Below are 24,891 nucleotides of genomic sequence, written 5' to 3'. Positions count from 1 at the left end.
TGGTCCCAGGATGCGAAGGATGGTGGATGAACGGCTTGCGGGTGGGCATCATAGGTGCCGGGGGCATTGCCGGCGTGCACATTGCCGGCTGGCAGCAGCTGGGCGCCCAGGTGCGCATTTATTCACGATCCGGCGCAGCCGGGCTCGGGCAGCGGTACGGCATCACCGAGGCGTCATCCCTGGCCGGGCTGCTGGACGGGGTGGACGTGATCAGCATCCTCACCCCCACCAGCACCCATCATGACTACGCACTGGCGGCCATCGCTGCGGGAAAGGACGTCATGTGTGAAAAACCCCTGGCGGAAAATGCCGCCCGTGCCGCCGCCATGGCCAATGCCGCCGCCATGGCCAATGCCGCCGCCGCTGCCAACGTCCTGCTTTTCCCCGCCCACGTGGTGCGGTTCTTTCCTGAATACCTGCAGGCCAAGGAGACCCTGCAGGCACCGGCCGCGCCGGCGCCCGGCAGGCTCACACTGCACCGTTCCAGTGCAGCGCCGGCCGCCGGGTCCTGGTTCTTCGACGAGTCCCGGGGAGGCGGCATCATTTTTGACCAGATGATCCACGATCTGGACCAGGCACGCTGGCTCGCCGGAGAGGTGGTGCAGCTCGAGGCCACGCAGACACCGCCGTCGGTGGCGGGCGTGGTGCCCCGGCCCGTCACCGCCCGCGTGCGCCTGACCCACGCCAACGGCGCGATAAGCGAACTGCGGGGGGAATGGGGGCCACCGGGGCTGCCGTTCAGCACGCACCTCAGGGTTCAGGATGCAGAAGGGGCTGAACTGTTCCGCTGGCCCCGTGGGCGGCAAGCGGGTGCCGGCAGGAACGCGGCGGGGGATTATCTGCCCGCGCACACTCCTGCCACCAGCCCCTACACCCGCCAAATTGCGGACTTTGCCCAGTCCCGTGCCTCCGGTGCCCGCCCCGGGGTCAGCTCCCTGGACGGCGTGATGGCGGTGGCCCTGGCCGAGGCGGCCACCGCCTCCCGCACCACGGGGGCGGCCGTGGGTTTCTCGGCCGCGGCCGTGGAAGCCCTCCTGGATCTGCCGGCCTCCGGCGCCGGCCACGGACATGGCTAGCCGCCCAGTTCATCCAGTTCCACAGCTGTGAGCACGGTTGCCGGGTGCGGCCCCGCCGCCCTGAGCTGTTCGGCCCAGGTGGCCGGCCACGGGTCCTTGCCGGCCAAGAAAATGATGTTCCCCGGATAGCGGCGCGTGAACAGCATGCTGGTGCCGTACGCCGCCACATGTGGCATGACCTCCTGCAGCGCCCTGCATTGGCTGGCGACCAGGGTGAAGCCAGGCTCGTCGCCCACATTGACGGCCAGGATGCCCCCGGGGGCCAGCAGGGCCGCCGCCTCGCGGTAGAAATCCGCGCACGCCAGGTGCGCGGGCGCGTCGGGGCCGCTGAAAATGTCCACAATGACGGCGTCGAACTTCACATCCGGAGGCAACTGGGCCAGCCCCGCCCGGGCATCGGCGACCACGCTGGTCAATTGCGTGCCCTCCGGAAGCGGCAGTTGTTCCAGCACAAAGTCCAACAACTCGCGCTCCAGTTCCACCGCGTGCTGCACGGAACCGGGCCGGGTGGCCTGCAGATAGCGGGCCAGGGTCAGGGCGCCGGCACCCAGGTGCAGGGCAGTGATGGACTCGCCGCGGGGCTTGAGTAAATCCAGGGCATTGGCGATGCGGCGCAGGTACTCATAAAAAACCTCCTGCGGCGCCGCCAGGTTGACATGGGATTGTTCGGCGCCGGCAATGCTCAGCACCGCGGCCTGGGGGTTCCACGGGTCCGGTTCGATCGTGGCGTGCACGCCGCTGGTGCGCAGATACCGGCTGGGAGCGGCCACTAGAGCCTGCCCCCGAGCGTGGCCAGGCGCTCCGCGGCCTCTTCCAGCACCTGCGTCTGCTTGCAAAAGGCGAAGCGGAGCAGCGAACGGTTCCGCTTCGCTCCTTCCGGATGGCAGAACATGGGCACCGGAATGGCTGCGACACCAATGAGTTCCGGCAGCCGCCGTGCCAATGCGGTGGCGTCGGTGATGCCGAGTTTTTGGGTGTCGGCGTTAATGAAGTACGTGCCCTGCGGCAGATGCACCTCCAGCCCGGCAGCGCGCAGCCCCTGGGCCAAAATGTCCCGCTTGTGCGCCAGGGTTGCCGCCGTGGTGGTGAAAAAGTCCCGCTCCAGGCGCAATCCGGCGGCAATGGCACCTTGAAAGGGCGTTCCGGAGGAATAGCTGAGGAACTGCTTGACGGTGCGGGCCGCCGCCACGAGCTCGGCCGGGCCCGACATCCAGCCGATCTTCCAGCCCGTGAAGGAGAAGGTCTTGCCGGCGGAGGAAATGGTCAGTGTGCGCTCCGCGGCACCGGGCACGGTGGCCACGGGTATGTGCCGGGGACCAAAGGTCAGGTGCTCATAGACCTCGTCGCTGACAATGACGGCGTCGTACTTGATGGCCAGCCGGACAATTTCAGCCAGCACGGCCTCCGGGAACATGGCGCCGGTGGGATTGTGCGGGTTGTTCAGCAGCACCATGCAGGTGCGCTCGCTGAAACTGTCCTCCAGGGCGGCAATGTCCGGCAGGAAGTCCGGAGCCAGCAGGGCGGCAGTCGTGTGCCGGGCGCCGGAGAGGGCAATCATGGCGCCGTAGGAATCATAAAAGGGCTCAAAGGTGAGCACCTCATCGCCCGGGCCGGCCAGGGCCAGCACTGCAGCGGCAATGGCCTCGGTGGCGCCGGTGCTGACAATGACCTCGCTTTCCGGATCCACCGTGATCCCGTAGAAGCGCAGTTGATGTTCCGCCACGGCCTGGCGCAGGTCCAGGATGCCCTTGCCGGGCGCGTATTGGTTGTGGCCGGCGGCAATGGCCTCCTGGGCCAGCCGGCTCAAAACCGCCGGCCCGTCCTGATCCGGGAAACCCTGCCCCAAATTAATGGCCCCGTGCCGGTTGGCCAGGGCGGTGATCTCCTCAAATATGGTCACGCCCAGGGCGCCGTCGGGACCGAGCAGATTGGCGCCGTGCGCAGTGCGCTGCCAAGGACTGTTCATAAACTACGCCGCTTTCTGAAGTTGGGCGGGCCGGGCACTGCCGGCGGCGTCCCTTGACCCCATGCCGGCCCTGGCGGTCCGCGTGCTTGGCAACGGATTTGGCCCTGTTTTCACGCTGTGCGCAGCAGCAGCGGCTGGGCTGCGGTGCGGAGCTTTGGTGGTGTCCATGAGTCCCTGCGGTGAGAAAGCTTCCTTGGGCCATCCACTTTACTCCAATGCAATATCCGGGTGGACCCAGGGGTCTGCGGGCGCCAAGACAAGGGTGGGCGTGGGTGCAGCGTCACGGTGGGCAGATCATTGGCTTTGAACGTTGCCGGTGGGCTACATTCATTCCTATGCGACGCGCTGTGTGCCCCGGCTCCTTTGACCCCATCCACAAGGGGCATATTGAGGTGATTGCCCGGGCGGCAGGACTCTTTGACGAAGTCATTGTGGCCGTGTCCACCAACTATGCCAAGCAGTACAGGTTCACGCTCAGTGAGCGCCTGCACATGGCAACGGCCACCTTCTCGGCAATTTCCGGAATCCTGGTGGAACCCATGGGGGAGGGGCTGCTCTCGGACTACTGCCATGACCGGGGGGTTTCCGCCATTGTCAAGGGCCTGCGCTCCTCCTCGGACTTCGACTATGAACTCCCCATGGCCACCATGAACCGGCAGCTGTCAGGGGTGGAGACGGTGTTCCTGCCTGGTGACAGCCGCTACCTGCACCTGTCATCCACCCTGATCAAGGAAGTGCATGCCCTCGGCGGTGATGTGGCGGACTTTGTGCCGCGGGCGGTCATGCGCAGGCTGCAGGGGGACATTGGTCCGGACACCACGCCCGTGACGGTGGTTCCGCCGCGGCGTTGACAGGCCAGGCTGCGCGCAGCCGTGGGGGCCTTGGGGCACCCGGCCTTGGCTGAGAGTTACATCACCTGGCACACGGGCAATCGGGTTCGCTGTAACAGCGTGCGTTGTCGTAGACTGGATAAGGCCCATTTGGTCTGGCACCGCACATTTTGATGCCCGTGAGCTTTCGGGCTAAGATGGTGCGTCGGTCATATGTTCTTTACAGGAGTTCTCATTAGCGAAACCACGTTGGGCAAAAAACCCAACCATGGCACGCCCCTCACCGTCGGTGTAAGGGAGCTTGGGCGCAGCCCGGGCAGTATGTGGAAGTTCGAAGAGCATGTACCTGTGCCGGAAGATTTTGGCACCCCGCTCATTGGCGTGACGCCCGGATCCATCATGGATGTGGAACTCCGTTTTGAGGCTGTTCACGAAGGAATTTTGGTATCAGGTTCTGTGCTGGTCGATGTGACCGGCGAATGCTCCCGCTGCCTGGAAACCTTCGAGGATGACCAAGAAGTCAATGTGCAGGAACTTTTCTTTTACGAGGAGCCGTCCGCGGAGATCCTTGCAGAGAGTGAAGATGAGCAACGTTGGGTCGAGCACGATTCTGTCGATCTTGAACCGGTGTTGCGGGACGCAGTGGTAACCGCCCTGCCGTTCCAGCCGGTGTGCCGGGAAGACTGTGAGGGTTTGTGTTCCGAATGCGGAATTCACCTTGCAGATGAGCCGGGGCACCACCACGAGGTCACAGATCCTCGGTGGGCTGCCCTACAGGGCTTTACCGGCGAAGAAAACTAAGTTTTACTTTCGGGCATGAGCCCGTAAGTTATCGAGAGAAAAGAGTTTGCCGTGGCTGTTCCGAAGCGGAAGATGTCCCGTGCCAATACGCGCGCACGCCGTTCCCAGTGGAAGGCCACCGCGCCTGCTCTGGTCAAGACCATTGAAAACGGCCAGGTTGTCTACAGCCTCCCGCACCAGGCCAAGGTCGTCACCGACTCAGCCGGCACCGCGTTGTTCCTTGAATACAAGGGCCGCAAGGTAGCCGACGTTTAAGACGTCCCAGCGGACCAACCGGTCCTCGTAGATTATTAATATTGAGCAGGAGTGTCATGCCCGCAGAACTTCCATCACCGGAACTCACGGACAAACACAGACTGCTGTTGAAGCGTCTCGGTGTCAGTATTGATGCCGGGACGCTTCGTCTTGCCCTGACACACCGCTCCTACGCCTATGAAAACGGTGGGCTGCCCACCAATGAGCGTCTGGAGTTCCTGGGGGACTCGATCCTGGGCTTCTCGGTCACCGACGCCCTGTACCGCGACAACCCCACCCTGCCCGAGGGGGAGCTGGCCAAGCGCCGCTCCGCAGTGGTCTCCACCCGGGCACTGGCCACCATTGCCCGCTCCCTGGGGGTGGGTGAATTCATTTACCTGGGCCAGGGCGAACGCCTCACCAAGGGCCGCAACAAGTCCTCCATCCTGGCCGACACCATGGAAGCGCTCATTGGCGCCACCTACCTCACCCACGGCATTGAAACGGCCCGCCAGTTCGTGATGCGCCTGGTGGGACCCCTGCTGGCCGATTCCTCCATGATGGGAGCCGGAACGGACTGGAAGACACACATCCAGGAAATTTCCGCCGTCCGCAATTTGGGGGCCGCCAGCTACAACATTGTGGGCACCGGGCCCGACCACAACCGGTCGTTTTTTGCCGAGCTGATCATTGGCGGCGAATTTTTTGGCAGCGGAACGGGACCGTCCAAAAAAGAGGCTGAACGTGCCGCAGCCGCTGCCGGCTGGGTGGAACTGCAAAAACGTTTTGGGCAAAACCCCTACGCAAACACCAGCGCCGCCGGCAAACATGGGGCCGGGCCCACTCCGGACTCCGGGGACGCAGACGTTCCCGCCCGGATTCCGGCTCGCCCCGGCACCGCCGCCGCCGAAGAATAATGCCTGAACTTCCCGAAGTTGAGGTGGTGCGCCGCGGCCTGGAACGCTGGATTGCCGGCAGGCAAATTCTCGACGTCTCCGTGCCGGATCCCCGGTCCATCCGCCGCCATGCCTTGGGCGCCGAGGATTTTCGCGGGAACCTGCTCGGTGCCACGGTCCTTGACGTGGTGCGGCGCGGCAAGTTCCTGTGGCTGCCGTTGAGCGATGACCCTGCCGCGTCCACCCCGCCGCACACGGCCCTGGTGGCGCACCTGGGCATGAGCGGGCAGTTGCTGGTGGAATCACCGGAGCAGCCGCACGAAAAGCACTTGAAGGTCCGGCTGACCTTTTCCCGCCGCGGTGACACTCCCGAGGAGCTGCGCTTTGTGGATCAGCGTATTTTTGGTGGACTGTTTGTCACACAGCTGGTCCCCACGGTGGATGGGCAGGCCGGCGGCACCGGGATGGCCGGTGCCGCCTTCGCCGGCTGGCCGCTGATTCCGGCCGAGGCGGCGCACATTGCCCGCGACCCGCTGGATCCCTTCTTTGACCTTGAGGCTTTGCACCGGAAACTGCGGGCACGCCGCACAGGCCTCAAGCGCGCGTTGCTGGATCAGGGATTCGTGTCCGGGATTGGGAACATTTATGCCGACGAGGCGTTGTGGGCTGCCAGGATGCACTACGCCCGGCCCACCGATACCCTGCGCCGGCCCGACACCGAACGCATTGTGCACGCAGCCCGTGACGTCATGAGCCGGGCACTTGCCGCTGGTGGAACCAGTTTTGATTCGCTCTACGTCAATGTCAACGGCGCCTCGGGCTACTTCTCACGCTCCCTCAATGCCTATGGCCGGCAGGGCCAGCCCTGCCCCCGCTGCGCGGAGTTGGGACTCGCCACCACCATTCGGCGCGAGACCTTTATGAACAGGTCCTCCTACAGCTGCCCCGTCTGTCAGCCAAAGCCCCGCAATGCCCGCCTCTAGATGACGCGTGACGGCATCTGCCCGCCGCCGGGCCTGGCACGTGGGCGTGCAAGCCGCCGGCGCTAGATTTGCCGCCGGCGGTAATGTTCGGCCAACCGGGCCAGACCCTCATCGAGACTGATTGCGGGCGTCCAATCCAGCACCGCCTGCGTGTGCCGCTGATCAAACCAGTGGGCTGTGGAGAGCTGTTCGGCCAAAAAGCGTGTCATGGGCGGTTCGTCCCGCACCCAGCCGCGGGCACCTGCGGCGGTCCATGCCTTTTCAATGATGGACCCGGCCCCCCGTGCCAGGCCGCCGGGGACCGAATGGCTTGGCGCGGGCACGCCCGCGGCGGCGCAAATGCCGGCAATCAGCTCACCCACCGGACGTGGTTCGCCATTGGTGATCACCAGCGCCTGCCCATGGGCATGGTCCATGCGTTCAAGTCCGCGCACAATGGCCTCCGCGGCATTGTCCACATAACTGGTGTCGATCAGGGCGCGGCCGCCGTCAATCAGCGGCAGCCTCCCGGCACGGGCACGTTCCACCACCCGCTCCACCAGCTGGGTGTCCCCGGGCCCCCACACAATATGCGGGCGCAGGGCCGTGACCCGGAAGGTGGGGGAGTCCTGCGCCAGGGCAATCTCCTCGGCGGCGGCTTTGGAACGGGCGTAGTGGCCCCGGGCCAGCGTGGGATTGGCCGCCTGGGCCCCGGCACCAACAATGGCGGAACCAAAGTGCGCCACGGAGGGCGAGGAGACAAAAACGAAATCCCGCACACCCGCGCGCTGTGCCGCGTCGAGCAGTTGGCGCGTGCCCACAATGTTGGTGGCGACAAATTCGTCCCACGCACCGGTGAAGGACACCTTCGCGGCCAAATGCACCACGGCGTCAACGCCCGCCACCGCTGAGGCGGCCACCGCAGGATCGGCCACTGAACCCTGAACACTCTCCCAGGGGGAATCCACGGCGCTGCGCTGCAGGGAACGGACAAGGAAACCGCGCTCATGGAGCAGCTGCGCGACGGCACCGCCCAACATGCCGCTGCTGCCGGTGACCAGCACGCGCCGGACGGCCGCGTCCCCGGCCGGCCAAGCACCGCTCACGGCTTCCCGGGCTTTCCGCCCGCAAGCATCCGCGTGGCCCAACGGGCCAGCCTGGCCCGGTCAATTTTGGAGTTGTGCCGGACATCGGTGGGCATGGCGTCAATGACCAACACCGCCGACAGTGTCAGCCCCAGGGGCTCCGCGGCTGCCCGCACCTGCGCGGCCAAGGCGGCGGACGCCAATCCCGGGCGCTGCGCGGCGGGCTGGATCTCCACAATGGCCACTGCCGCCTGCGTCCCGGCCGGACCCACACCCACAAGGGCCGCGCGGGACACCGCGGGCACCAGTTCCACTGCCTGTTCGGCGGCCACGGGGGTCCTGATGCCCGTTGCCGTGGTCAACACATGGGCCAGCCGGCCCTCGACCCACAGCCGCCCCTGTGCATCCAGGTGGCCCACGTCACCGGTGCGGTGCCAGCCGGAAATGGCGGCACTGTGCTGCTGGGTGATCCACAAGCCGTCATAGCGGTCCATCACGTGCGCGGCGGACACCAGGATTTCCCCGGTGATGCCCGGCGTCGTGCCCGCTGCAAGCTGCACCGTGCCATCGGCCTCAAGCGGGGCAATGGCCACGGTGGCCCCGCTGACGGCGGTCCCCACGCAGACGCCGTTGGACGGACCTGCCGCGCGGATTCCGGCCAGGTCAATGTCGGTGACGGGCAGTGCCTCGGTCATCCCATAGGGGGTGTGCAGCTGCGCCTTGGGCGCCAGTTCCTGCACCTGCTCCAGCAGCGGCAGGGCAAGGGGTGCCCCGGCGGAAAGGACCAGCTCCACCCCGGCCAGGGCCCGGCGTTGTGCCGGCGTCAGTTCCGCCGACGTCGCCACCACGTTCACCAGCGCGGCGGGGGAGGCGAACACCACTGTGGCGTCGATGGCGGCGGCCGCCTGGGCCAGTGCGGTGGCGGTCAGGGTGCGCGGGGCAGTGACGTCCATGGCGGGGGTCACCGTGGTGGCGCCCAGTGCCGGACCCAACAGGGCAAAGGGGGCAAACCCCGCCACCAGGGAAGTCCTGGCCGCCAGCCCATAGCTGCTTTTCAAGGTGTCACGCATGGCGGCCAGTTGGCGGTGCGTGTACACCACGCCCTTGGCGGGGCCGGTGGACCCGGAGGTGAACAGCACCGCGGCATCATCATCCGGGCTCCCGGCGGCAAAGGCGGGTGCGCCGCCGGCAAGCCGCAGCACCCGGCCGTTGGCCAGCAGCTGCGGCACGGTGGCCACGGCATTGAGCACGGCACGTTTGGCCGTGGCCGAGGAGGCGGTGAAGTCCCCGGCGGCTATTTTAATGCCCGGCCAGTTGTACAGGCGGGCCCCGGCAAGTGCCCTGTCAATGCCAATGAGGTACCGGGGACCGGCGCCCTTGATGGCCCGGCTCATGCCCTTGGTGCCCAGTCCGGCGTCGGCCACCACAATGATGGCCCCCAGGCGCAGGCAGGCGTAGATCAAGGTGGTCAAGGTGATGCCCGGGGGGACCAGCAGGCTGACCCGGTCCCCGGACCTGACGCCCAGATCCTGCAGGCCGCGGGCCAGGTCGTCAACATCGCAGGCCAGCTGGGCCCAGCTGAGCTCCTTGCTGCCCGTGCCGGAGGGGACCATGTCCACCACCGCGGTGCCGTGGTCTTCGCGGCGTGAATCCAGCTCCGCCAGCATGGGAACAAAACCGGCCCCGGGGTTGGCGGCGGGCGGCGCGGCGGGGGACGCCACTTTTTGGGCCAGCCACGCAAAGGTGGGGGTGGCGACGTCGCGGTCCTCCTGCACCAGGTGGCTGGCGCCTTCAAAGCGGTGCACATCGGCGTGTGGCAGGCGGGTGCGCAGATCACGCAGATAGCGGTCCGAAAACACCGGGTCCTGGGGGCCCCACAGCATCAATGCCGGAACGTCCAGGGTGCCGACGGCTGTGGAGACCCCGGCCAGGGCCGGCCACGAGGGGTGGTCTTCGCCGGCGGGGATGTCGGCCACAAAATTGCCCACCCCGGCCCGGCGGGAGGAGCTGCGGTAGGGGGCCATGAACGCCGCGCGCACGTCCTTGGCCAGGGCGGGCCGCGCCAAATCGTGCGTGACGCGCAAAAAGGCCGGCGTGGTGGTGGTCCCCCAGCCGTGGACAGCCGGGTGCAGCGCCAGCTGCAGGGCCGGGGGCAGCGCAAAACCCGCCGGGTGCACGGCCGTGTTGGTCAACACCACCGCGGCCAGCTGATCCCGGTGGCCGGTGGCCCAGCCCAGGGAAATCAGGCCTCCCCAGTCATGGCCCACACTGACCACGGGCCCGCTCAAATCCAGGGCGGCGGTGAAGTCGGACAGGTCAGTGATGCGGTCGGCCAGGCGGCGGAAGGTGCCGGTGCGTTCGGAAAATCCCATGTCCAGCTGGTCCACCGCAATGACCCGCCACGGCCCGCCGGCCGCCAGCGTCTCCGGGGCGGTGGCGGCTGCCAGGAAGGTGCGCCATAAATACGACCAGGTGGGGTTGCCATGGACGCACAGCAGCGTGCCCACCGGCTCCATCCCGGTGGCGAGCACATCGTCTTCATTGTCCAGGTAGTGCCATTGGTGCGCGGACCCGGCCGGATCAACGGCGGCGGTGGAAGCAATGGTGCGGCTGCGCTGCCAGGACGCCTCCACCCCGGGCCACGGCTGTGGACGGGACGCAGCGTGTGCCACAGCTACCACGCAATTTCCATCATGGTGGTGTTCAGCCCGGAGCCCACGCCCATGCACAGCACCCGGTCCCCGGGCTTGAGGCTCTGGGATTCCTGGGCCAAGGTCATGGGCAGTGAGGCAGGGCCCACATTGCCCCACTTGGGGAAGGTGATGGGGACCCTGTTTTTCAAAAGGTTGACGGCCTTGATGATCGCATTGGTGTAGGAATTGGACACCTGGTGGGTCACGTAGCGGTCCATGGCACGCCAGTCCCAGCCATCGGTGTGCGCTTCATTCCAGGCGTCGGTGACCAGTTCCAGCCCGTTGTCCAGCAAACCTTTGGTGTCGGTGAACATGCCGTCATGGCCGCCCACGCACAGTTCGTGGTGTTCGGTGCCGGCGCGGGACACCCCGCCGAGGATCCGGTGCCCTTCTGGGTGGCGGTCCGCCGGTCCCATAACGGCGGCGGCGGCACCGGAGCCCAGGGTCAAGGTGGCAAATTCGCGCAGGTAGTCCGCACGCGTGGAGCCTTCGGCGTTCAGCCGTTCAAAGGTGGTTTCCTGTGTTGTCTGGGCATCTTCACCGGCAACAATCAGGGCGTACTGGATTTGGCCTGAATCAATCATGTTCGCGGCCAGGGTCATGCCGTTGACGAATCCCAGGCAGGCGTTGGCGACGTCAAAGTTCATGGCCGACGACGGCAGCCCCAGGCCATTGTGGATCTTCACCGCAACCGATGGTTCCAGGTTCCGGCGCGTCACGGAGGTGTTGATGAGCAGGCCCACCTGGCCCGGTTCAATGCCGGCCTCGGCCAGCGCCTTGGCACCGGCCTCGGTGGCGGCGTCGTCAAAGGAGGTCCCAGGGGCCCACCAGCGGCGTTCCTCCACTCCGGCAACGCGTTCGAGCAGCCGTTTGGACAGGCGCAGCCGCTTCAGGCTCGGGGCCAGCCGGTTATCAAAGTCACTGGACCTGACGACCACCGGCGCCTCAATGCTCGAAACGGCAAGCAAGGCAGTGTTGTGGTGACGAAAGGTAGCGTTGCCGATCAAATTCCAGCCTTTTTCTTATGGATTCCGGTAGTGGACGGCACCGCTGTTTTGGTGACCATGCCGTGATCCTGGCGGGACCGGCCCTGTGGGGCTCCCCGCGCAGATCATGACCCACCGTTAACTATGCACCTTGAAGGGGTATTCGCGCACATCCTCTTTGTGGCATACAAGGACCCACGGTCCCCGGTGCATGTCCTGCATTCACGGTAGATTGGCTTGTGAAGATCAGTGCCGGAGCAGGGAAAGAAAACAGTTTGTATCTAAAAAGCCTGTCTGTGCGTGGATTCAAGTCCTTCGCCTCTGCCACCACCTTCGACTTTGAGCCCGGCGTGACGGCAGTGGTGGGCCCCAACGGCTCCGGAAAATCCAATGTTGTGGACGCCCTGGCGTGGGTCATGGGCGAACAGGGCGCCAAAACGCTCCGTGGCGGGAAGATGGAGGACGTCATCTTCGCCGGCACCTCCGCACGCCCCGCGCTGGGCCGTGCCCAGGTGACGTTGACCATTGACAATGCCGACGGCGGCCTGCCCATTGACTACGCCGAAGTCACCATTTCCCGCACGCTGTTCCGGGCAGGCGGTTCCGAATACGCCATCAACGGCACCGCCTGCCGGCTGTTGGACATTCAGGAACTGCTCTCGGACTCCGGCCTGGGACGCGAGATGCATGTCATTGTGGGGCAGGGGCAGCTGGACAAGGTGCTGCATGCAACCCCGGAGGAACGCCGCGGCTTCATTGAAGAGGCTGCAGGGATCCTCAAGCACCGCCGGCGGAAGGAAAAAACGCTCCGCAAACTTGATGCCATGTCCGCGAACCTGGCGCGCATCACCGACCTCACCGGGGAGCTGCGCCGCCAGCTGACGCCCCTGGGCAAGCAGGCAGCCGTGGCCCGCCGGGCCCAATCCGTGCAATTCGCCGTCCGGGACGCCCGTGCCCGGCTGCTGGCCGATGAGGTTGTTTCGCTGCGCGCCGCCGCCGCCCGGGATGAAGCCGCAGAGCACGCCCACCAGCTGCGCCGCCAGGAAATCCAAGGACAGCTGGCAGGGAACCGCGAACGGCTTGCTCAGCTGGAACAGGCAGCCGCCGCCGGCACGCCGGTGCTGGACGCCGCGCGGGGGACCTGGTACCAGCTGTGCGCCACGCGGGAGCAGTTCAAGGCCCTGGCCGTCCTCGCCGCCGAACGCCGCAGCCACCTGGCCCCGCAGGACAGCGCCGCCGATCCCAACCGTGACCCCGACAAGCTGGCCGCGCAGGCCGCCCGGCTGCGTGCGGAGGAAAACGGGCTGGCATTGACGCTGCAGCAGCAGCGCCTGGACCTGGAAAACGCGGTGGCACTGAAGGAGGACGCCGAGGCTGCGGTGCGCGCGGAGGAACAACGCGTCCGGGAGCAACTGCGGGCCATGGCCGACAGCCGGGAGGCCATGGCGCGCTGGGCCGGGAAGGTGGCCGCAGCCAGGTCCAGGGTGGACTTTGCGCAGGCTGAGATTGGGCGCCTGCACCAGAACCAGGCCGCCAGCGCCGACAGGCACAGTGCCGCGGCCCGGGAATTTGCCGCCCTGGAGTCCGAGGTGGCGGCGGTCGAGGCGGGGGAGGAAAACCTTGACAGCGGCTACGAGCTGGCGGCGGCCGCGCTGGCTGAAATTACTGCGCGGATGGACGCGGTGGGGGCCGAACAACTCGCGGCCGAGCGTGAACGGGACTCGCTGACCGCCCGCCGGGAGGCCTTGGCCGTGGGTTTGCTGCGCCGGGATGCCGGGGCACATCTGCTGGAAGCGGCCCCGGCGGGCGTGTTGGCCTCCCTGGCCCGGCTCATCCATATTGCCCCCGGCCAGCAGCGGGCCATAGCGGCGGCGTTGGGCAGCGCCGCCGAAGGGGTCGTGGTGGCCGACGCCGCCGCGGCCCTGCACGCGGTGGAACTTGTCAAGGACCATGACGCCGGCCAGCTGACCCTGGTGGTGGCCGGCGGTTTCGGCGGGACCGGCCGGCATGCCGGAGCCGCGCAGCAGGAACTTCAGGAGGCTGCACGGCAGGCGGCGCAGGCCATCAGCGGGGCCGTGGTGGCCCGGGAACAGGTGGGCGCAGCCGCTGAACTCGGCCCGGCACTCGATGCCCTGCTGGCGGGGACGGTGGTGGTTGCCGATCTGGCTGCCGCCCAGCAGGTGGCTGCCCGCCACGCGGGCCTGCGGGCAGTCACCGTGGACGGTGACGTGGTCTCGGGCCACCGCTTCCAGGGCGGTTCCGCCACGGCGCCGTCGTTGTTGGAACTGCAGGCGGCGGTCGATGCCACGGATGTGCAACTGCATGCGGCCACCGTGCGCGCGGAGCAGGCGCGCTTTGCGCTCGCCGGGCTGCGGCCACGCCGGGCGGAGCTGGCCCAGGCCGAGGCGGTTGCGCAGGCGGCCCTGCATGAGTCCGACGCCAAGTTGGCGGCTGTCTCGGAGCGCCTGGGTGCCCTGGGCGCCACCTTGCGTTCGGCGGCGGGGGAGTCCGAACGCCACGGGCAGGCATTGGCCGCGGCCAACGGCAAACTGATCCAGGAGCAAGCGGCGCTGCAGGAGCTTTCCGCCCGCTTGGCGCAGCTGCAGGACACCGGTTCCGCCACGGCGGCGGAGCCTTCCGTGGCCGAACGCGACACGCTCGCAGCAGCCGCCGTGGCGGCGCGGGCCGTGGAGATGGAGACACGCCTGAGCCTGCGCGGCACGGAGGAGGCCCTCAAGACGGCCTCCTCCCGGGCGGCGGGCCTGGAATGGGCGGCGGCGGCGGAACGCAGCGCGCGCGGGCAGGCGCAGCAGCGCGCACAACGGCGGCTGTTCGCCGCCGGCAAGGCGGCAGCAGTTGCCGAGGGGGCATCGGTGCTGGTGCAGGCGCTGGAGCGTTCCATTGAGCTGGCCGCCCAGGAGCGCGACGCCGCGGAGCAAAGCGGTGCCGCCCGGGACGTGGAGCTCGTGGCGGTCCGCAAGGCCACTGCCGGGTGCGAACAGGAACTGGCCGCACTGACCCGGAGCGTCCATCAGGACGAACTGGCGCGAAATGCCCAGCAGTTGCGGATTGCGGCCCTGGCGGACCGGGCAAAACTGGAACTGGGGCTCAGCGTTGACCACCTGGTGCAGGAGTTTGGACCGCACACGCCGGTGCCAAGTGATCCGGACCCGGCAGGGGACAAGTGGGCCCAGCTGCGTGTGGCCGTGGACGCCGACGGCACGCCGCTGCAGGAAGGCGTGCCCTATGTCCGGGCGGAGCAGGAAAAACGCCTCAGGGCCGCCGAGAAGGATCTTGCGGCGCTGGGGAAGGTCAATCCGCTGGCGTTGGAGGAATTTGCCGCCTTGGAGGAGCGCCACCAGTTCCTGTCCGGACAGCTGGAGGACCTCAAGGCCAGCCGCAAAGACCTTTTGGACATCATTAAGGAAGTGGACCAGCGGGTGGAGGAAGTGTTCGCGGCAGCGTACGCGGACACGGCCGCACAGTTTCAAGAGGTCTTTGGCCAGCTGTTCCCTGGCGGGGAGGGCAGGCTGGTGTTGACCGAGCCCGGGAACATGCTCACCACCGGCATCGAGGTGGAGGCCCGGCCGGCCGGGAAGAAAATCAAGCGGCTCTCCCTGCTCTCCGGCGGGGAGCGTTCACTGACGGCGGTGGCGTTGCTGGTGGCCATTTTCAAGGCCCGCCCCTCACCGTTTTATGTGATGGATGAAGTGGAGGCGGCTTTGGACGACAGCAACCTCAGCCGGCTCATCACCATCTTTGAACAATTGCGCCAGTCCAGCCAGCTGATCATCATCACCCATCAAAAACGCACCATGGATGTGGCGGATGCGCTGTACGGGGTGGCCATGAGGGGCGACGGCGTCTCAACAGTGATCAGTCAGCGCATGGACCGGTCCGGGACCGCCCCGGCGTGACCCTGGAGGGAAAACCACAGGCCAGAACCACAGGCATCGCCTTCGCGCTCCCATTCTCCAGGGGGTGGCTGAAGGTGTCCGTCAGCGGGCACACTTGTTTGTATGACTGATTCTGAAGCAGTGACAACCCAGGGCTCGACGGTTGAGGATTGGACCCGGGCGTTGGCTGAGGCCTCCGGTTCCCCAGGTGGCGGTGCCGGGGCGGGGGTGATGCTTGCAGTAGCGGCGTCTTTAACGTCAATGGTTGCCGGCTACACGCAGGTGGAAGGGCAGCAGGGCAAGGAAGTGGCGGATATCCGGACGCGGGCGCGTTCACTTCGAGAAGCGGCCCTCCGGTTGGCCGACGACGACGCGTCCGCATCCCAGGCTTTCGGGGACGCGTTTCGGCGGGAACCCGGACCCGAACGGGAGGATGCAATACACCGGGCATCCGTGGCAGCCGCCCAGGCATCTGCGAAGCTCGGGGAGCGGGCCATCGATGCCATAGAAGATTTGGGGTGGCTCGCCAGCCATGGCAACCCAGCGCTTATTGCCGATGCCGTGGTCGCGTTCGGGGCCCTCAGGGCAGCAATAACAGGGGCGCGCACCAATGTCAGTTTCGACCTCGCTGCCCTCAAGTCAGGGGGCGCCACTTTGGAACAGATTCAACAACAACATCCTGCGTTGTGGTCCACCGTCGGGCGCCTCAACGCCGCACTTGACCGAATTGACGGCCTGACCGCGGACATCGATCACCGGGCCGCACCAACCGACGCGGCATGACTGGCGCGGCCTCCAAGTGAAACCGGTCAGAATTGATGAACCTGACTGGGCGTGACAACACCATCCACAGGCCTGTCATGGGACTCGCTTGGAACCGTTGTGCGCACTTCGTCGTCGTAGACAACGGCGAAAACCGGAGGGGGATCCTCCAAGGAGGCCAGCGCCCGGTCAAAATAGCCCCGGCCCCAGCCCATCCTCATTCCCGAGTGGTCCACTGCAGCGGCCGGAACAAGGAGCAGATTGACCTTCCGGAACACGCTGGCGGGCACCACTTCACCAACCATTTCGGATATTCCGAACAGGCCGGGCTGCTCAGGTCCGCCGCGCGAATATACCCAGTCAAGATGCCCGTCCGCCCTGCTGATCGGGACGAGGACATCCAGGCCTTCCGCCGCGGCCCAAGCCAGGAACGGCCGCGTCCCTGGTTCATCCGCAGAGGACAAATAACATCCCAGCGATGCGGGCGCAAGCTGACGGACCAGGGCGATTAAGTTTTTCGTCAGTCCGGCCGTCGCCAAGTCCTGCTCACTGGACAACCGGCTTCGGCGGCGTAGACGAATCTCGGCACGCAAAGCACGTTTTGCATCCGCCACCGCTGCGTTCGACATCATCCAACAACACTAGCGTCTGGTTCCATGAGCTGCAGACCCTCCGGCCGCACTCGCAGGGGCCGCCAGTATATTTGCGACAGGAAGAGTCCGGGTTGCTCAGTTCACCTGCCTATTTATGCAGGCGTTTTTTCGGATCGCAAAAAGAGAGGGCCAGCACCATGGTTCGGGGTCCGCAACTGGATCTTGGGCGGGACGCAGCACCGTGATTGCGCGTGTTTCCAGCCGGAGGTCCGGATCATGTGGCCCATCCCGAGCGGCGGGGCGTGATCCGGGACAGTGGCTTCAGCAAGGAAGGAAAGCGCTGCCCTCCATGAAGCGTACGCAGCGGCCCGTCAGCAGGGTGCGCCCACCTGCTAAGTTGATCCGCACGGTTCCGCCCCGGGCCGAGGCCTGTCGAGCCAGCATGGCATTCTTGCCCAGGCGTTCGGCCCAGAGCGGAGCCAGCTGGCAGTGGGCGGACCCGGTGACCGGATCCTCGGAAACGCCCGCTTCGGCACCGAACCACCGGGAGACAAAATCATATTCGGTTCCGGTGCCCTGGGCGGTGACGATCGTCCCGCGAACCGGCAGTGCGGCCAGGACCGAAAAATCCGGGGAAAGGTCAATGACGGTCTGGGCGTCCGCGACCATGTAAATCAGGTCGGTGGCCTGCAGGGCCTCGGACACCGGAACCCCCAGCGCCTTGGCGATCTCAGGGTCGATGGCCACCGGCACGGGGACCTCGGAGGGGAAGTCCATGGTGTATTGGCCGTCAGTGGCGCGGGTCACCGAAAGCCAGCCACTGCGGGTATAGAACTGCAGCTCCTTGGCCTCGGGATGCTCGTCAGCAAAGAGGTATGAGGCGGCGGCCATGGTCGCGTGCCCGCACAGTTCCACCTCCACGGCCGGGGTAAACCAGCGCAGGTGATAGGCAGGGGCGGGGCCAGGCTCCAGGACGCCGTCGGGCAGGGTCTTCACTAGAAATGCCGTTTCGGAGAGATTGTTCTCTTCGGCCGCCTGCTGGAGGACTTCGTCTGGCAGCCACCTTGGCAGGGGCATGACAGCGGCCGGGTTGCCCTGGAAGATGTTGTCGGCGAAGGCGTCGATCTGCACCAGGGGAACCTTCAGGTAACGTTCGCGGGGCGCCTGGGCATCGGGGGAGGCGTTTGCTGCTGGGTTGCTGTGCATGGGTTTTCCTTGCTGTCCGGATGTACATGTTGCTTGCACAAGGTGGTTGGCTGCCGTACGTCAATCGACGTGGTGATGGGCCAAAGTGTAGCGGTCAAGCCCGTGGTGGTTGGTCCTGGCGATCCCGCGGTCCCAATGGCCCGGACAGACGAAAGGGCGCCCATTTTCTTCCCGGGCCTGGATCAGCGGTGCCGGATGCGCGGGTAGTCGGTACCGCAGCAGCCAAAAATCCAACCGGGAGCAATGAAGTGCCGCGTTGTTGGCCGCGCTCGCTGCCGTAACAATACGCATTGGCGCGGCGACAGCCACGGCCTGTGGCTGTGACGGCACTGCAAACGTGATGGGTGGGCTTGCCTCCAGGGAAGTCATGGTCCAAAGACGCCCGGGGTGAACCCGTGTGGCAGAGGCCCGTTGTTACGCCGCGTCACGGCATGTTGAGCCGTGTTGCCGTGCGTTGCGTGGTACTTGAAGAGCCGGCGGGCCGGGTGGTTTTGTTGCACCACCACCACGAAAGGAAGCGCCATGACACCGCCCGTCACCCCGCAGGAACTGCGCACCGTACTGGGGCACTTCGCCACCGGACTGACCATCATCACCGCAACGACGCCCCATGGCCCGGTGGGTTTCACCTGCCAGTCCTTCGCCTCCCTCTCCCTTGAGCCGGCGCTGGTCACCTTCAGCCCGGCCCGGACCTCCTCAAGCTGGCCGCTGCTGCGCGCTGCGGGACGGTTCACCGTCAATATCCTCCCCGCCGAGCACCAGCACCTCTCGGGACAGTTTGCCCGCTCCGGGGCGGATAAGTTTGCCGGCGTCAGCTACAGCAGTTCGCCCCTGGGAAATCCGGTGCTGGACCAGGCCCTTGCCTGGGTGGACTGCGAACTGCACCAGGAGTACGACGGCGGGGACCACACCATTGTGGTGGGTTCCGTCCAGGCCCTGCAGGCCCGGGCCGAGGCTGAACCGCTGCTGTTTTACAAAGGGTCCTATGCCCGCATTCAGCAGCAGGCAGCCCTGGTGGGGACCGCGGCATGAAGGTTCTCGGCGTTGACGGCAGCCCCTACGGGCCCGGGAAGACGGCCGCCGCCATAACGGCCGTTTTGGCCGGGGCGGCGGGCAGCGGGGCTGAAACGGAGCTGATCCGCCATGATGATCCGGACGTTGTGGAACGCATTGCCGCCGCTGACGCCGTCGTGCTGGGAAGTCCCACCTACCGGGCCACGCACACTGCCGCGCTGCGGGCGCTGTTGGAAAAAATTGACCGCAAAGCGGGCGCCGAACCATTGGCCGGTACCCCCGTGGCCGTGGTCATGACAGGTGCCTCCGGGGAACATTTCTTGGGCACCCGGGAGCTGTCCACCACCTTGACGGGGTTCTTTGGCACCCAGGTGCTGGCCCCGGACCTGTACTTTCGGGGCACGGACTTTGAAGCCGGCGGCCAAGCGGACGCACGTGCCACGGAGCTGTCCAAGCGCCATGGTGCAGCCTTGGTTGATTTGGCCCGTGCGGTTCAGGGATCGGCGGCGCTGCAGTCCCTGCGCCCGCTGGTGTGAACGGGCATCTACAAGGATTGGCGGGTGTCCTTGGCGGGCAGCCAGAAGAGGAAGCTGAGCAGGGCCACCGCGGTGGCCATGAGGAAGGCGGGGCCATAGGAAAAAGCGTCCACCAGGACGCCGGCCGCAATGGGCCCAATGATGGCGCCGAGGTCCCCGCTCATTTGGAAGGTGGCAAGGACCTTCCCACCGGAACGGCCGTTGCCGATGACGTCGGCCACGGTGGCCTGCTGGGCAGGCCCCATCAGGCCGCTGCCCAGGCCGGCAATGGCTGAGACAATAAAGAACCAGAGCTCATTGCCGGTGAAGCCCAGGGCGCCCATGGCAATGCCGTTGACGGCCAGACCGGCCATGATCATGGGTTTGCGCCCCCAACTGTCGGCCAGTTTGCCTGAGAACGTCAAGGCAGCTCCGGTGCCAATGGCAAACACGGCCAGGGAAACTCCGGCCACTTCCGGGCCTGCCCCCAGCACGGCCGTGGCAAAGAGCGGAACCAGGGCCATGCGGATGCCAAAGGCCGACCAGCCATTGGCGAACCCCGAGCTCAGCACGGCGCGGTAGGCCGGCAGCGTCAGCGCTTCACGCAGGGGCAGCACCACCTTGGGGGCGGCGGCCTGGGTGCTGGCGCGGCCTTTGCGTTTGCCCAGGGCAATGGCGGGCAGTTGGGTGGCCACCAGCAGCGCCACCAGCACCAGCGCCCCGGCGTAGACCAGGAACGGCAGCTGCATGCCGAGGCCGGCGAGCAATCCGCCCACGGCCGGTCCGGCAATGTTTCCCAGCAAAAACGAACCGGAGTACAGGCTGGAGACGCGGCCCCTGGCCTGTGGGGGAGCGAGGCGGATCAGCAGGCCCATGGCGGCGACGCTGAACATGGTGGAGCCAATGCCGCCCAGGCCCCGGAAAATGAGCAGCTGCCAGTAATCCTGCGCGAAGGCGCATGCCGCCGAAGAGGCGGCCACAATCAGGATGCCCACAATGTACGTGATCCGCTCGCCGGTGCGTTCCACCAGCCAGCCGCTCAGCGGAGCAAAAATGAGCCGGGTGAAAGCGAAGGCGCTGACCACCACGGCCGCGGCCGTGACGCCCACGTCGAAGCTCTGCGCAAATTGCGGCAGCACGGGCGCCACAATGCCGAAGCCAATGGCAATCATGAAGGCGGCGGCCACCAGAACCTTGATTTCGCGGGGCAGTTTTACGGCTGCCGGCTCTGGATTTTTTGTGGCGGAAGTGGGCGTTTGCATCACAGATGAGTGTGCCACATGTCAAGGGTCCGGCAGCTCCCCAGGCTCGCCGTGAGAGACTGGGGACGTGAATGAAATCCTCCCCATCATTTTGTCCATTGTGGTTGGGCTCGCCGTCATTGGCGGACTCATCCCCGTCTTCCTCAAGTCCCGGCGCAGCAAGCAAAACTATGTTGGCCCGCGTGACGCGAACGATCCCGCACCGCTGGATGCCGCCGATTCCCCCGGTGGCAGCACCCTGGTTCAGGAGCGCCCGGAGGCCCCGGCGCCGCCGTCGGACGTGGAAATGGTTGTGCCGGCGCCGACGGCTCCGGCGCTGGAGACCCCGCTGCCGGTGGACGGACGCCTGGTGCGTCTGCGTGCCCGGCTGGCGAAGTCCAACAATGCCCTGGGCAAGGGCCTGCTGGCGCTGCTCTCCCGCGACACCATTGATGAAGATGTGTGGGAAGAAGTGGAGGAGACGCTGCTGCTGGCCGACATTGGCACCAATGCCACCATGGAATTGGTGGACACGCTGCGCGACCGCGTGAAGGTTTTGGGCGTCCGAAGCCCCGAGCACGTGCAGTCCATGCTGCGTGAAGAGCTCATTAAGCTGGTGGATCCCACCATGGACCGCACCTTGAACATTGCCCGCCACGAGGGCCGGCCGGCGGTGCTGATGGTGGTGGGCGTCAATGGCGTGGGCAAGACCACCACCGTGGGCAAGCTGGCCCGGGTGCTGGTGGCCGAGGACAAGGACGTGCTGCTGGGCGCGGCCGACACCTTCCGCGCCGCCGCGGCCGAGCAGCTGGCCACCTGGGGTGCCCGCGTGGGTGTGCCCACCGTGAAGTCCGACGTCGATGGCGCGGACCCAGCGTCTGTGGCCTATGAGGCCGTCAAGGCAGGCATCGACCAGGAAGTCGACGTGGTCATGATTGACACTGCCGGGCGCCTGCAAAACAAGGTGGGCCTCATGGACGAACTCGGCAAGGTCAAGCGCGTCATTGAAAAGCAGGCCACCGTTGATGAGGTCCTGCTGGTCCTTGATGCCACCACCGGCCAAAACGGTTTGACCCAGGCAAAGGTGTTTGCTGAGGTGGTCAACATCACCGGCATCGTGCTGACCAAGCTAGACGGCACCGCCAAGGGCGGAATTGTGGTGGCCATTCAAAACACCCTCGGTGTTCCAGTGAAGCTGATTGGCTTGGGCGAGGGCGCTGACGATCTGGCCCCCTTCGATGCCGAGAACTTTGTCGATGCCTTGTTGAACTAGCGGTTTCCATGTGATGTGTTACCAAAAATGCCCGCTTCGGCGGGCATTTTTGCGTTGACGCCAGCCTGTTGATGGCCCAGCTAAGGCGCACCTCCACCCGAGGGGGCGCGGAGCCCGAAAATGCCGTGGATCCGGTAATCATTAGCCTTTTGGATGAGGCTTTCCAGCAGATCGCCTGGCCCCTCTAGGCTAAAATGGTAGGTGCATCACAGACCACTTTGATGAAGTGGGAAGCCAGTTGATGGGATTCGCCGTGAGCAATTTAATGGTGGGCAGGACATGACTTTAGTCCTCGACGATCACATCCAACCCTTGCGCGTGGCGGTGGTGGGTTCGGATTATGTGACCAATCTGGGCCTGTCCCAACTCTTGAACGTTGCCGAAGAGATCGTCATTTGTGGCACGCCGGCAGATTCGCAGGAGACATTGGAGCTGCTGCGGGAAGAGCCTGTGGATCTGGTGTTGGTGGTAGCCGGCATGCAGCAGGAGCCGTTGGCTGTGGCTTGCCGGACCTTGGCCAGACTGCCCCAGCCACCCATAGTGGTGGTCATGGGAAATTTGCCGTTTACAGAAGCCGAAGAACTTGTTTTTGACGGTGTGAGCGCGGTTTTGCATAACAATGTCATTGCCCAGGACCTGCCAGTGGTCCTGCGGATGGTCCACCGCGGCGGGGCCTTGCTGGTGAGCGATGAAGCACGTGCGGCCCTGATGGCCCGGCACACGGGGCACGACGTCGATCAACGAACCCGGTGTGAGGCCCTCAATTCCAGGGAACGAACCGTTGCCATTGGCATTGCTGAAGGGCTGACCAACGTGCAATTGGCCAGCTCCATGGCCCTGAGCGAGGCCACGGTCAAACTTCTGGTCTCCAACATCATGAACAAGCTCGGTGTCACCAACCGGGTGCAGATAGCCGTGGCCATCACCAAGGCCATGAGCCGCTAGGGGCCGGCCCGTTAGGCAGGAAACATGCCTGAAACACGGGTGCAGCGTCGAATTTACCTGCGCGTTGCAAACGTAACGCAGGTGAAATATTCACAGCCCTGATGTGAAACATGGGCAACACAACATTGTAAGAGTCCACAGTGCACCGCCTCCATGATGCGGCAAGCAGCAACTCTTGCAATGAAAGGCCAGCCCAATGAACACTGGCGATACAGCATGGGTCCTTATCTCGGCAGCCTTGGTGCTGTTGATGACCCCGGGACTCGCGTTTTTCTATGGCGGCATGACCCGCTCAAAAGCAGTCCTGAACATGATGATGATGAGCTTCGGCGCCATTGGCATTGTCGCCGTGCTCTGGGTCGTGTTCGGCTACTCGGCAACATTTGGTGCCGATGCAGGGGCCGGTTTGGTGGGCAACCCGCTGGAAAAGCTGGGCCTGCAGGGTGTCCTCGACACAGGTGACGGGGCTCCGTTGGTGGGGTCCATCCCGGAAGTGGTGTTTGTTGGTTTTCAAGCAGCCTTTGCCATCATCACCGTTGCCTTGATCACTGGCGCCATTGCCGACCGCGCAAAGTTCGGTGCCTGGATGACCTTCGCGGCCATCTGGGTGACGGTGGTGTATTTTCCCGTGGCACACTGGGTCTTCTCGTTTACGGAGGACGCCGCTGGCAACCCCACGGGCGGCTGGATCGGCCAGGGTCTGGGCGTGATTGACTTTGCAGGTGGCACGGCCGTGCACATCAACGCCGGTGCCGCCGCCCTGGCCCTGGCCCTGATCCTTGGCAAGCGCAAGGGCTTTGGCAAGGATCCCAGCCACCGCCCGCACAACCTCCCGTTCGTCATGCTCGGCGCCGGCCTGCTTTGGTTCGGTTGGTTTGGCTTCAACGCCGGCTCCGCGCTCGGTGCCAATGCAGTGGCCGGCTATGCCTGGATCAACACGCTGGCCGCTCCCGCCGCCGCGATCCTGGGCTGGATACTCATTGAAAAGATCCGCGACGGCCACGCCACTTCACTGGGTGCCGCCTCCGGTGCCGTGGCAGGGCTGGTGGCCATCACACCTGCCTGCTCGGCGCTGACCCCCATGTGGTCCATTGTTTTGGGAGTGCTGGCCGGTGCCGCCTGCGCCCTGGCGGTGGGGCTGAAATACCGTCTGGGCATTGATGATTCGCTGGACGTGGTGGGCGTTCACCTGGTGGGAGGCATGGTGGGAACGTTGTTCATCGGCCTCGCCGCCGACCCCGGTTCCCCTGCAGCCGGCACCGGCCTGTTTTACGGTGGTGGATTTGAACTGCTGGGCCTGCAGGCCATTGGCGCACTTGCCGTTGCGGTGTACTCCTTTGTCCTGGCGTTTGTCATTGGCTGGACCATCAACAAGACCATGGGGTTCCGCATCAAGAGCGAACACGAAGCTGCCGGCATTGACGTTTCCGTTCATGCCGAGTCCGCCTATGACATTGGCGGGCGCAGCTCCGGGGCCTTCATGCCCATGGCGGAGAAGGCGCCCATCACCGAGGCAACTGTGGAGAAGGTCGACGCATGAAACTCATTACAGCGATCATCAGGCCCGAGCAACTTGACGAGGTCCGCAACGCCCTGGAAAGCTACGGGGTCCAAGGGCTGACAGTAAGCAGCGCCCACGGCTACGGCCGCCAACGCGGACACACCGAGGTTTACCGGGGTGCCGAATACACCGTGGACCTGCACGCCAAGGTCCGCATTGAGGTCCTCGCCGCAGACGACCAGGCCTACGACCTCATGGACGTCATCGTGGCCACCTCCAACACGGGAACCGCCGGCGACGGCAAGGTCTGGCTCGTGGAGGTGTATGACGCCGTGCGGGTCCGCACCGGCGAGCGCGGGGTGGCAGCCATCTAATGCGGACGACGGCGGCAGCCGGGTGGCTGAAAAGCCCGCCCG

22 protein-coding genes are annotated in these 24,891 nt (G+C 65.7%); 14 read left to right on the top strand and 8 right to left on the bottom strand.

Annotated features, from left to right (window positions below; genetic code table 11):
• The first annotated feature begins 26 nt into the window (after window positions 1–26).
• Complete coding sequence (locus tag ACFUCV_RS13065) at window positions 27–1,076, top strand: Gfo/Idh/MocA family protein (protein ID WP_380816393.1); 1,050 nt, start codon at window positions 27–29, stop codon at window positions 1,074–1,076.
• Here ACFUCV_RS13065 and ACFUCV_RS13060 read toward each other — a convergent pair.
• Both ACFUCV_RS13060 and ACFUCV_RS13055 read right to left on the bottom strand, forming a co-directional pair.
• On the bottom strand, window positions 1,073–1,846 hold the full coding sequence (locus ACFUCV_RS13060; protein ID WP_380816391.1) for a spermidine synthase: 774 nt from the start codon (window positions 1,844–1,846) through the stop codon (window positions 1,073–1,075). The genes ACFUCV_RS13065 and ACFUCV_RS13060 overlap by 4 nt on opposite strands.
• Window positions 1,846–3,042 carry an aminotransferase class I/II-fold pyridoxal phosphate-dependent enzyme gene (locus tag ACFUCV_RS13055; RefSeq protein ID WP_380816389.1) on the bottom strand — a complete coding sequence of 399 codons (1,197 nt, stop codon included), beginning with the start codon at window positions 3,040–3,042 and terminating at the stop codon, window positions 1,846–1,848. The genes ACFUCV_RS13060 and ACFUCV_RS13055 overlap by 1 nt, the downstream gene beginning before the upstream one ends.
• 335 nt (window positions 3,043–3,377) lie before the next feature.
• Between ACFUCV_RS13055 and coaD the strand changes: the two genes are divergently transcribed.
• The 5 genes from coaD to mutM all read left to right on the top strand — a co-directional run bounded on the left by coaD (window position 3,378) and on the right by mutM (window position 6,786).
• Window positions 3,378–3,893, top strand: coding sequence for a pantetheine-phosphate adenylyltransferase (gene coaD / locus ACFUCV_RS13050; RefSeq protein WP_380816387.1), 516 nt, complete (start codon window positions 3,378–3,380; stop codon window positions 3,891–3,893).
• Window positions 3,894–4,193: 300 nt separating this feature from the next.
• Complete coding sequence (locus ACFUCV_RS13045) at window positions 4,194–4,673, top strand: YceD family protein (RefSeq protein WP_380816444.1); 480 nt, start codon at window positions 4,194–4,196, stop codon at window positions 4,671–4,673.
• 51 nt (window positions 4,674–4,724) lie between these two features.
• Window positions 4,725–4,928 (top strand): 50S ribosomal protein L32, encoded by a 204-nt coding sequence (gene rpmF, locus ACFUCV_RS13040; protein WP_044579357.1) that lies wholly within the window; start codon window positions 4,725–4,727, stop codon window positions 4,926–4,928.
• Between the two features lie 56 nt (window positions 4,929–4,984).
• Window positions 4,985–5,824, top strand: coding sequence for a ribonuclease III (gene rnc / locus ACFUCV_RS13035; RefSeq protein ID WP_380816385.1), 840 nt, complete (start codon window positions 4,985–4,987; stop codon window positions 5,822–5,824).
• Window positions 5,824–6,786 (top strand): bifunctional DNA-formamidopyrimidine glycosylase/DNA-(apurinic or apyrimidinic site) lyase, encoded by a 963-nt coding sequence (gene mutM / locus ACFUCV_RS13030; protein WP_380816382.1) that lies wholly within the window; start codon window positions 5,824–5,826, stop codon window positions 6,784–6,786. Before rnc ends, mutM begins: the two co-directional genes overlap by 1 nt.
• Before the next feature lie 62 nt (window positions 6,787–6,848).
• Here the strand turns inward: mutM and ACFUCV_RS13025 are convergent, their stop codons facing one another.
• From ACFUCV_RS13025 to ACFUCV_RS13015, 3 genes are read right to left on the bottom strand one after another with little or no spacing between them, the layout of a single operon-like run.
• Window positions 6,849–7,871, bottom strand: a complete 1,023-nt coding sequence (locus ACFUCV_RS13025; RefSeq protein ID WP_380816379.1) for an NAD-dependent epimerase/dehydratase family protein — start codon at window positions 7,869–7,871, stop codon at window positions 6,849–6,851.
• Window positions 7,868–10,531, bottom strand: a complete 2,664-nt coding sequence (locus ACFUCV_RS13020) for an alpha/beta fold hydrolase (protein ID WP_380816377.1) — start codon at window positions 10,529–10,531, stop codon at window positions 7,868–7,870. Before ACFUCV_RS13020 ends, ACFUCV_RS13025 begins: the two co-directional genes overlap by 4 nt.
• Entirely contained in the window at window positions 10,525–11,550 is a 1,026-nt protein-coding gene (locus ACFUCV_RS13015) for a 3-oxoacyl-ACP synthase III (protein WP_380816375.1), read from the bottom strand. Before ACFUCV_RS13015 ends, ACFUCV_RS13020 begins: the two co-directional genes overlap by 7 nt.
• A 254-nt stretch (window positions 11,551–11,804) precedes the next feature.
• Here ACFUCV_RS13015 and smc point away from each other — a divergent pair, with 254 nt between their 5' ends.
• Window positions 11,805–15,446: a chromosome segregation protein SMC gene (gene smc / locus ACFUCV_RS13010; RefSeq protein ID WP_380816373.1), complete on the top strand. Its 3,642-nt coding sequence runs from the start codon at window positions 11,805–11,807 to the stop codon at window positions 15,444–15,446.
• Between the two features lie 102 nt (window positions 15,447–15,548).
• Window positions 15,549–16,208, top strand: a complete 660-nt coding sequence (locus tag ACFUCV_RS13005) for a cyclodeaminase/cyclohydrolase family protein (RefSeq protein WP_380816371.1) — start codon at window positions 15,549–15,551, stop codon at window positions 16,206–16,208.
• 26 nt (window positions 16,209–16,234) lie between these two features.
• Here the strand turns inward: ACFUCV_RS13005 and ACFUCV_RS13000 are convergent, their stop codons facing one another.
• The gene (locus tag ACFUCV_RS13000; protein WP_380816369.1) at window positions 16,235–16,819 is read right to left on the bottom strand and encodes a 5-formyltetrahydrofolate cyclo-ligase; all 585 of its coding nucleotides are present in this window, start codon (window positions 16,817–16,819) and stop codon (window positions 16,235–16,237) included.
• 282 nt (window positions 16,820–17,101) lie between these two features.
• Window positions 17,102–17,986 carry a PhzF family phenazine biosynthesis protein gene (locus ACFUCV_RS12995; RefSeq protein WP_380816367.1) on the bottom strand — a complete coding sequence of 295 codons (885 nt, stop codon included), beginning with the start codon at window positions 17,984–17,986 and terminating at the stop codon, window positions 17,102–17,104.
• A gap of 522 nt (window positions 17,987–18,508) precedes the next feature.
• Between ACFUCV_RS12995 and ACFUCV_RS12990 the strand changes: the two genes are divergently transcribed.
• Together ACFUCV_RS12990 and ACFUCV_RS12985 are read left to right on the top strand one after the other, a co-directional pair.
• Window positions 18,509–19,018 (top strand): flavin reductase family protein, encoded by a 510-nt coding sequence (locus ACFUCV_RS12990; RefSeq protein WP_380816365.1) that lies wholly within the window; start codon window positions 18,509–18,511, stop codon window positions 19,016–19,018.
• Window positions 19,015–19,536: an NAD(P)H-dependent oxidoreductase gene (locus ACFUCV_RS12985; RefSeq protein ID WP_380816361.1), complete on the top strand. Its 522-nt coding sequence runs from the start codon at window positions 19,015–19,017 to the stop codon at window positions 19,534–19,536. Before ACFUCV_RS12990 ends, ACFUCV_RS12985 begins: the two co-directional genes overlap by 4 nt.
• Window positions 19,537–19,544: 8 nt before the next feature.
• On the opposite strand, the gene ACFUCV_RS12980 is transcribed toward ACFUCV_RS12985, so the two are convergent.
• Entirely contained in the window at window positions 19,545–20,777 is a 1,233-nt protein-coding gene (locus ACFUCV_RS12980; protein ID WP_380816357.1) for an MFS transporter, read from the bottom strand.
• A 67-nt stretch (window positions 20,778–20,844) separates the two neighbouring features.
• Here ACFUCV_RS12980 and ftsY point away from each other — a divergent pair, with 67 nt between their 5' ends.
• The 4 genes from ftsY to ACFUCV_RS12960 all read left to right on the top strand — a co-directional run bounded on the left by ftsY (window position 20,845) and on the right by ACFUCV_RS12960 (window position 24,849).
• Window positions 20,845–22,029, top strand: coding sequence for a signal recognition particle-docking protein FtsY (gene ftsY, locus ACFUCV_RS12975; RefSeq protein WP_380816354.1), 1,185 nt, complete (start codon window positions 20,845–20,847; stop codon window positions 22,027–22,029).
• 279 nt (window positions 22,030–22,308) lie between these two features.
• Window positions 22,309–22,974: a LuxR C-terminal-related transcriptional regulator gene (locus tag ACFUCV_RS12970; protein WP_380816351.1), complete on the top strand. Its 666-nt coding sequence runs from the start codon at window positions 22,309–22,311 to the stop codon at window positions 22,972–22,974.
• A gap of 196 nt (window positions 22,975–23,170) precedes the next feature.
• Entirely contained in the window at window positions 23,171–24,514 is a 1,344-nt protein-coding gene (locus tag ACFUCV_RS12965; RefSeq protein ID WP_380816348.1) for an ammonium transporter, read from the top strand.
• Window positions 24,511–24,849, top strand: a complete 339-nt coding sequence (locus tag ACFUCV_RS12960; RefSeq protein WP_380816346.1) for a P-II family nitrogen regulator — start codon at window positions 24,511–24,513, stop codon at window positions 24,847–24,849. The genes ACFUCV_RS12965 and ACFUCV_RS12960 overlap by 4 nt, the downstream gene beginning before the upstream one ends.
• Window positions 24,850–24,891 lie beyond the last annotated feature (42 nt).

It is taken from the genome of Specibacter sp. NPDC057265, assembly GCF_042668835.1.
Classification (GTDB): Bacteria; Actinomycetota; Actinomycetes; order Actinomycetales; family Micrococcaceae; genus Specibacter.
Note: the sequence above shows the minus strand (reverse complement) of the source record. Positions and strands in the feature narration are given on the sequence as shown.

Bases quoted from the DNA above. Each gene is read 5' to 3' on its own strand.
- coaD (WP_380816387.1), top strand. From the start codon at position 3,378: ATGCGACGCGCTGTGTGCCCCGGCTCCTTTGACCCCATCCACAAGGGG.
- ACFUCV_RS12970 (WP_380816351.1), top strand. From the start codon at position 22,309: ATGACTTTAGTCCTCGACGATCACATCCAACCCTTGCGCGTGGCGGTG.
- ACFUCV_RS13045 (WP_380816444.1), top strand. From the start codon at position 4,194: ATGTGGAAGTTCGAAGAGCATGTACCTGTGCCGGAAGATTTTGGCACC.
- rnc (WP_380816385.1), top strand. From the start codon at position 4,985: ATGCCCGCAGAACTTCCATCACCGGAACTCACGGACAAACACAGACTG.
- ACFUCV_RS12985 (WP_380816361.1), top strand. From the start codon at position 19,015: ATGAAGGTTCTCGGCGTTGACGGCAGCCCCTACGGGCCCGGGAAGACG.
- ACFUCV_RS13005 (WP_380816371.1), top strand. From the start codon at position 15,549: ATGACTGATTCTGAAGCAGTGACAACCCAGGGCTCGACGGTTGAGGAT.
- mutM (WP_380816382.1), top strand. From the start codon at position 5,824: ATGCCTGAACTTCCCGAAGTTGAGGTGGTGCGCCGCGGCCTGGAACGC.
- ACFUCV_RS12990 (WP_380816365.1), top strand. From the start codon at position 18,509: ATGACACCGCCCGTCACCCCGCAGGAACTGCGCACCGTACTGGGGCAC.
- ACFUCV_RS13055 (WP_380816389.1), bottom strand. From the start codon at position 3,042: ATGAACAGTCCTTGGCAGCGCACTGCGCACGGCGCCAATCTGCTCGGT.
- ACFUCV_RS13065 (WP_380816393.1), top strand. From the start codon at position 27: ATGAACGGCTTGCGGGTGGGCATCATAGGTGCCGGGGGCATTGCCGGC.
- ACFUCV_RS12965 (WP_380816348.1), top strand. From the start codon at position 23,171: ATGAACACTGGCGATACAGCATGGGTCCTTATCTCGGCAGCCTTGGTG.
- ACFUCV_RS12980 (WP_380816357.1), bottom strand. From the start codon at position 20,777: ATGCAAACGCCCACTTCCGCCACAAAAAATCCAGAGCCGGCAGCCGTA.
- ACFUCV_RS12960 (WP_380816346.1), top strand. From the start codon at position 24,511: ATGAAACTCATTACAGCGATCATCAGGCCCGAGCAACTTGACGAGGTC.
- ACFUCV_RS12995 (WP_380816367.1), bottom strand. From the start codon at position 17,986: ATGCACAGCAACCCAGCAGCAAACGCCTCCCCCGATGCCCAGGCGCCC.
- ACFUCV_RS13000 (WP_380816369.1), bottom strand. From the start codon at position 16,819: ATGATGTCGAACGCAGCGGTGGCGGATGCAAAACGTGCTTTGCGTGCC.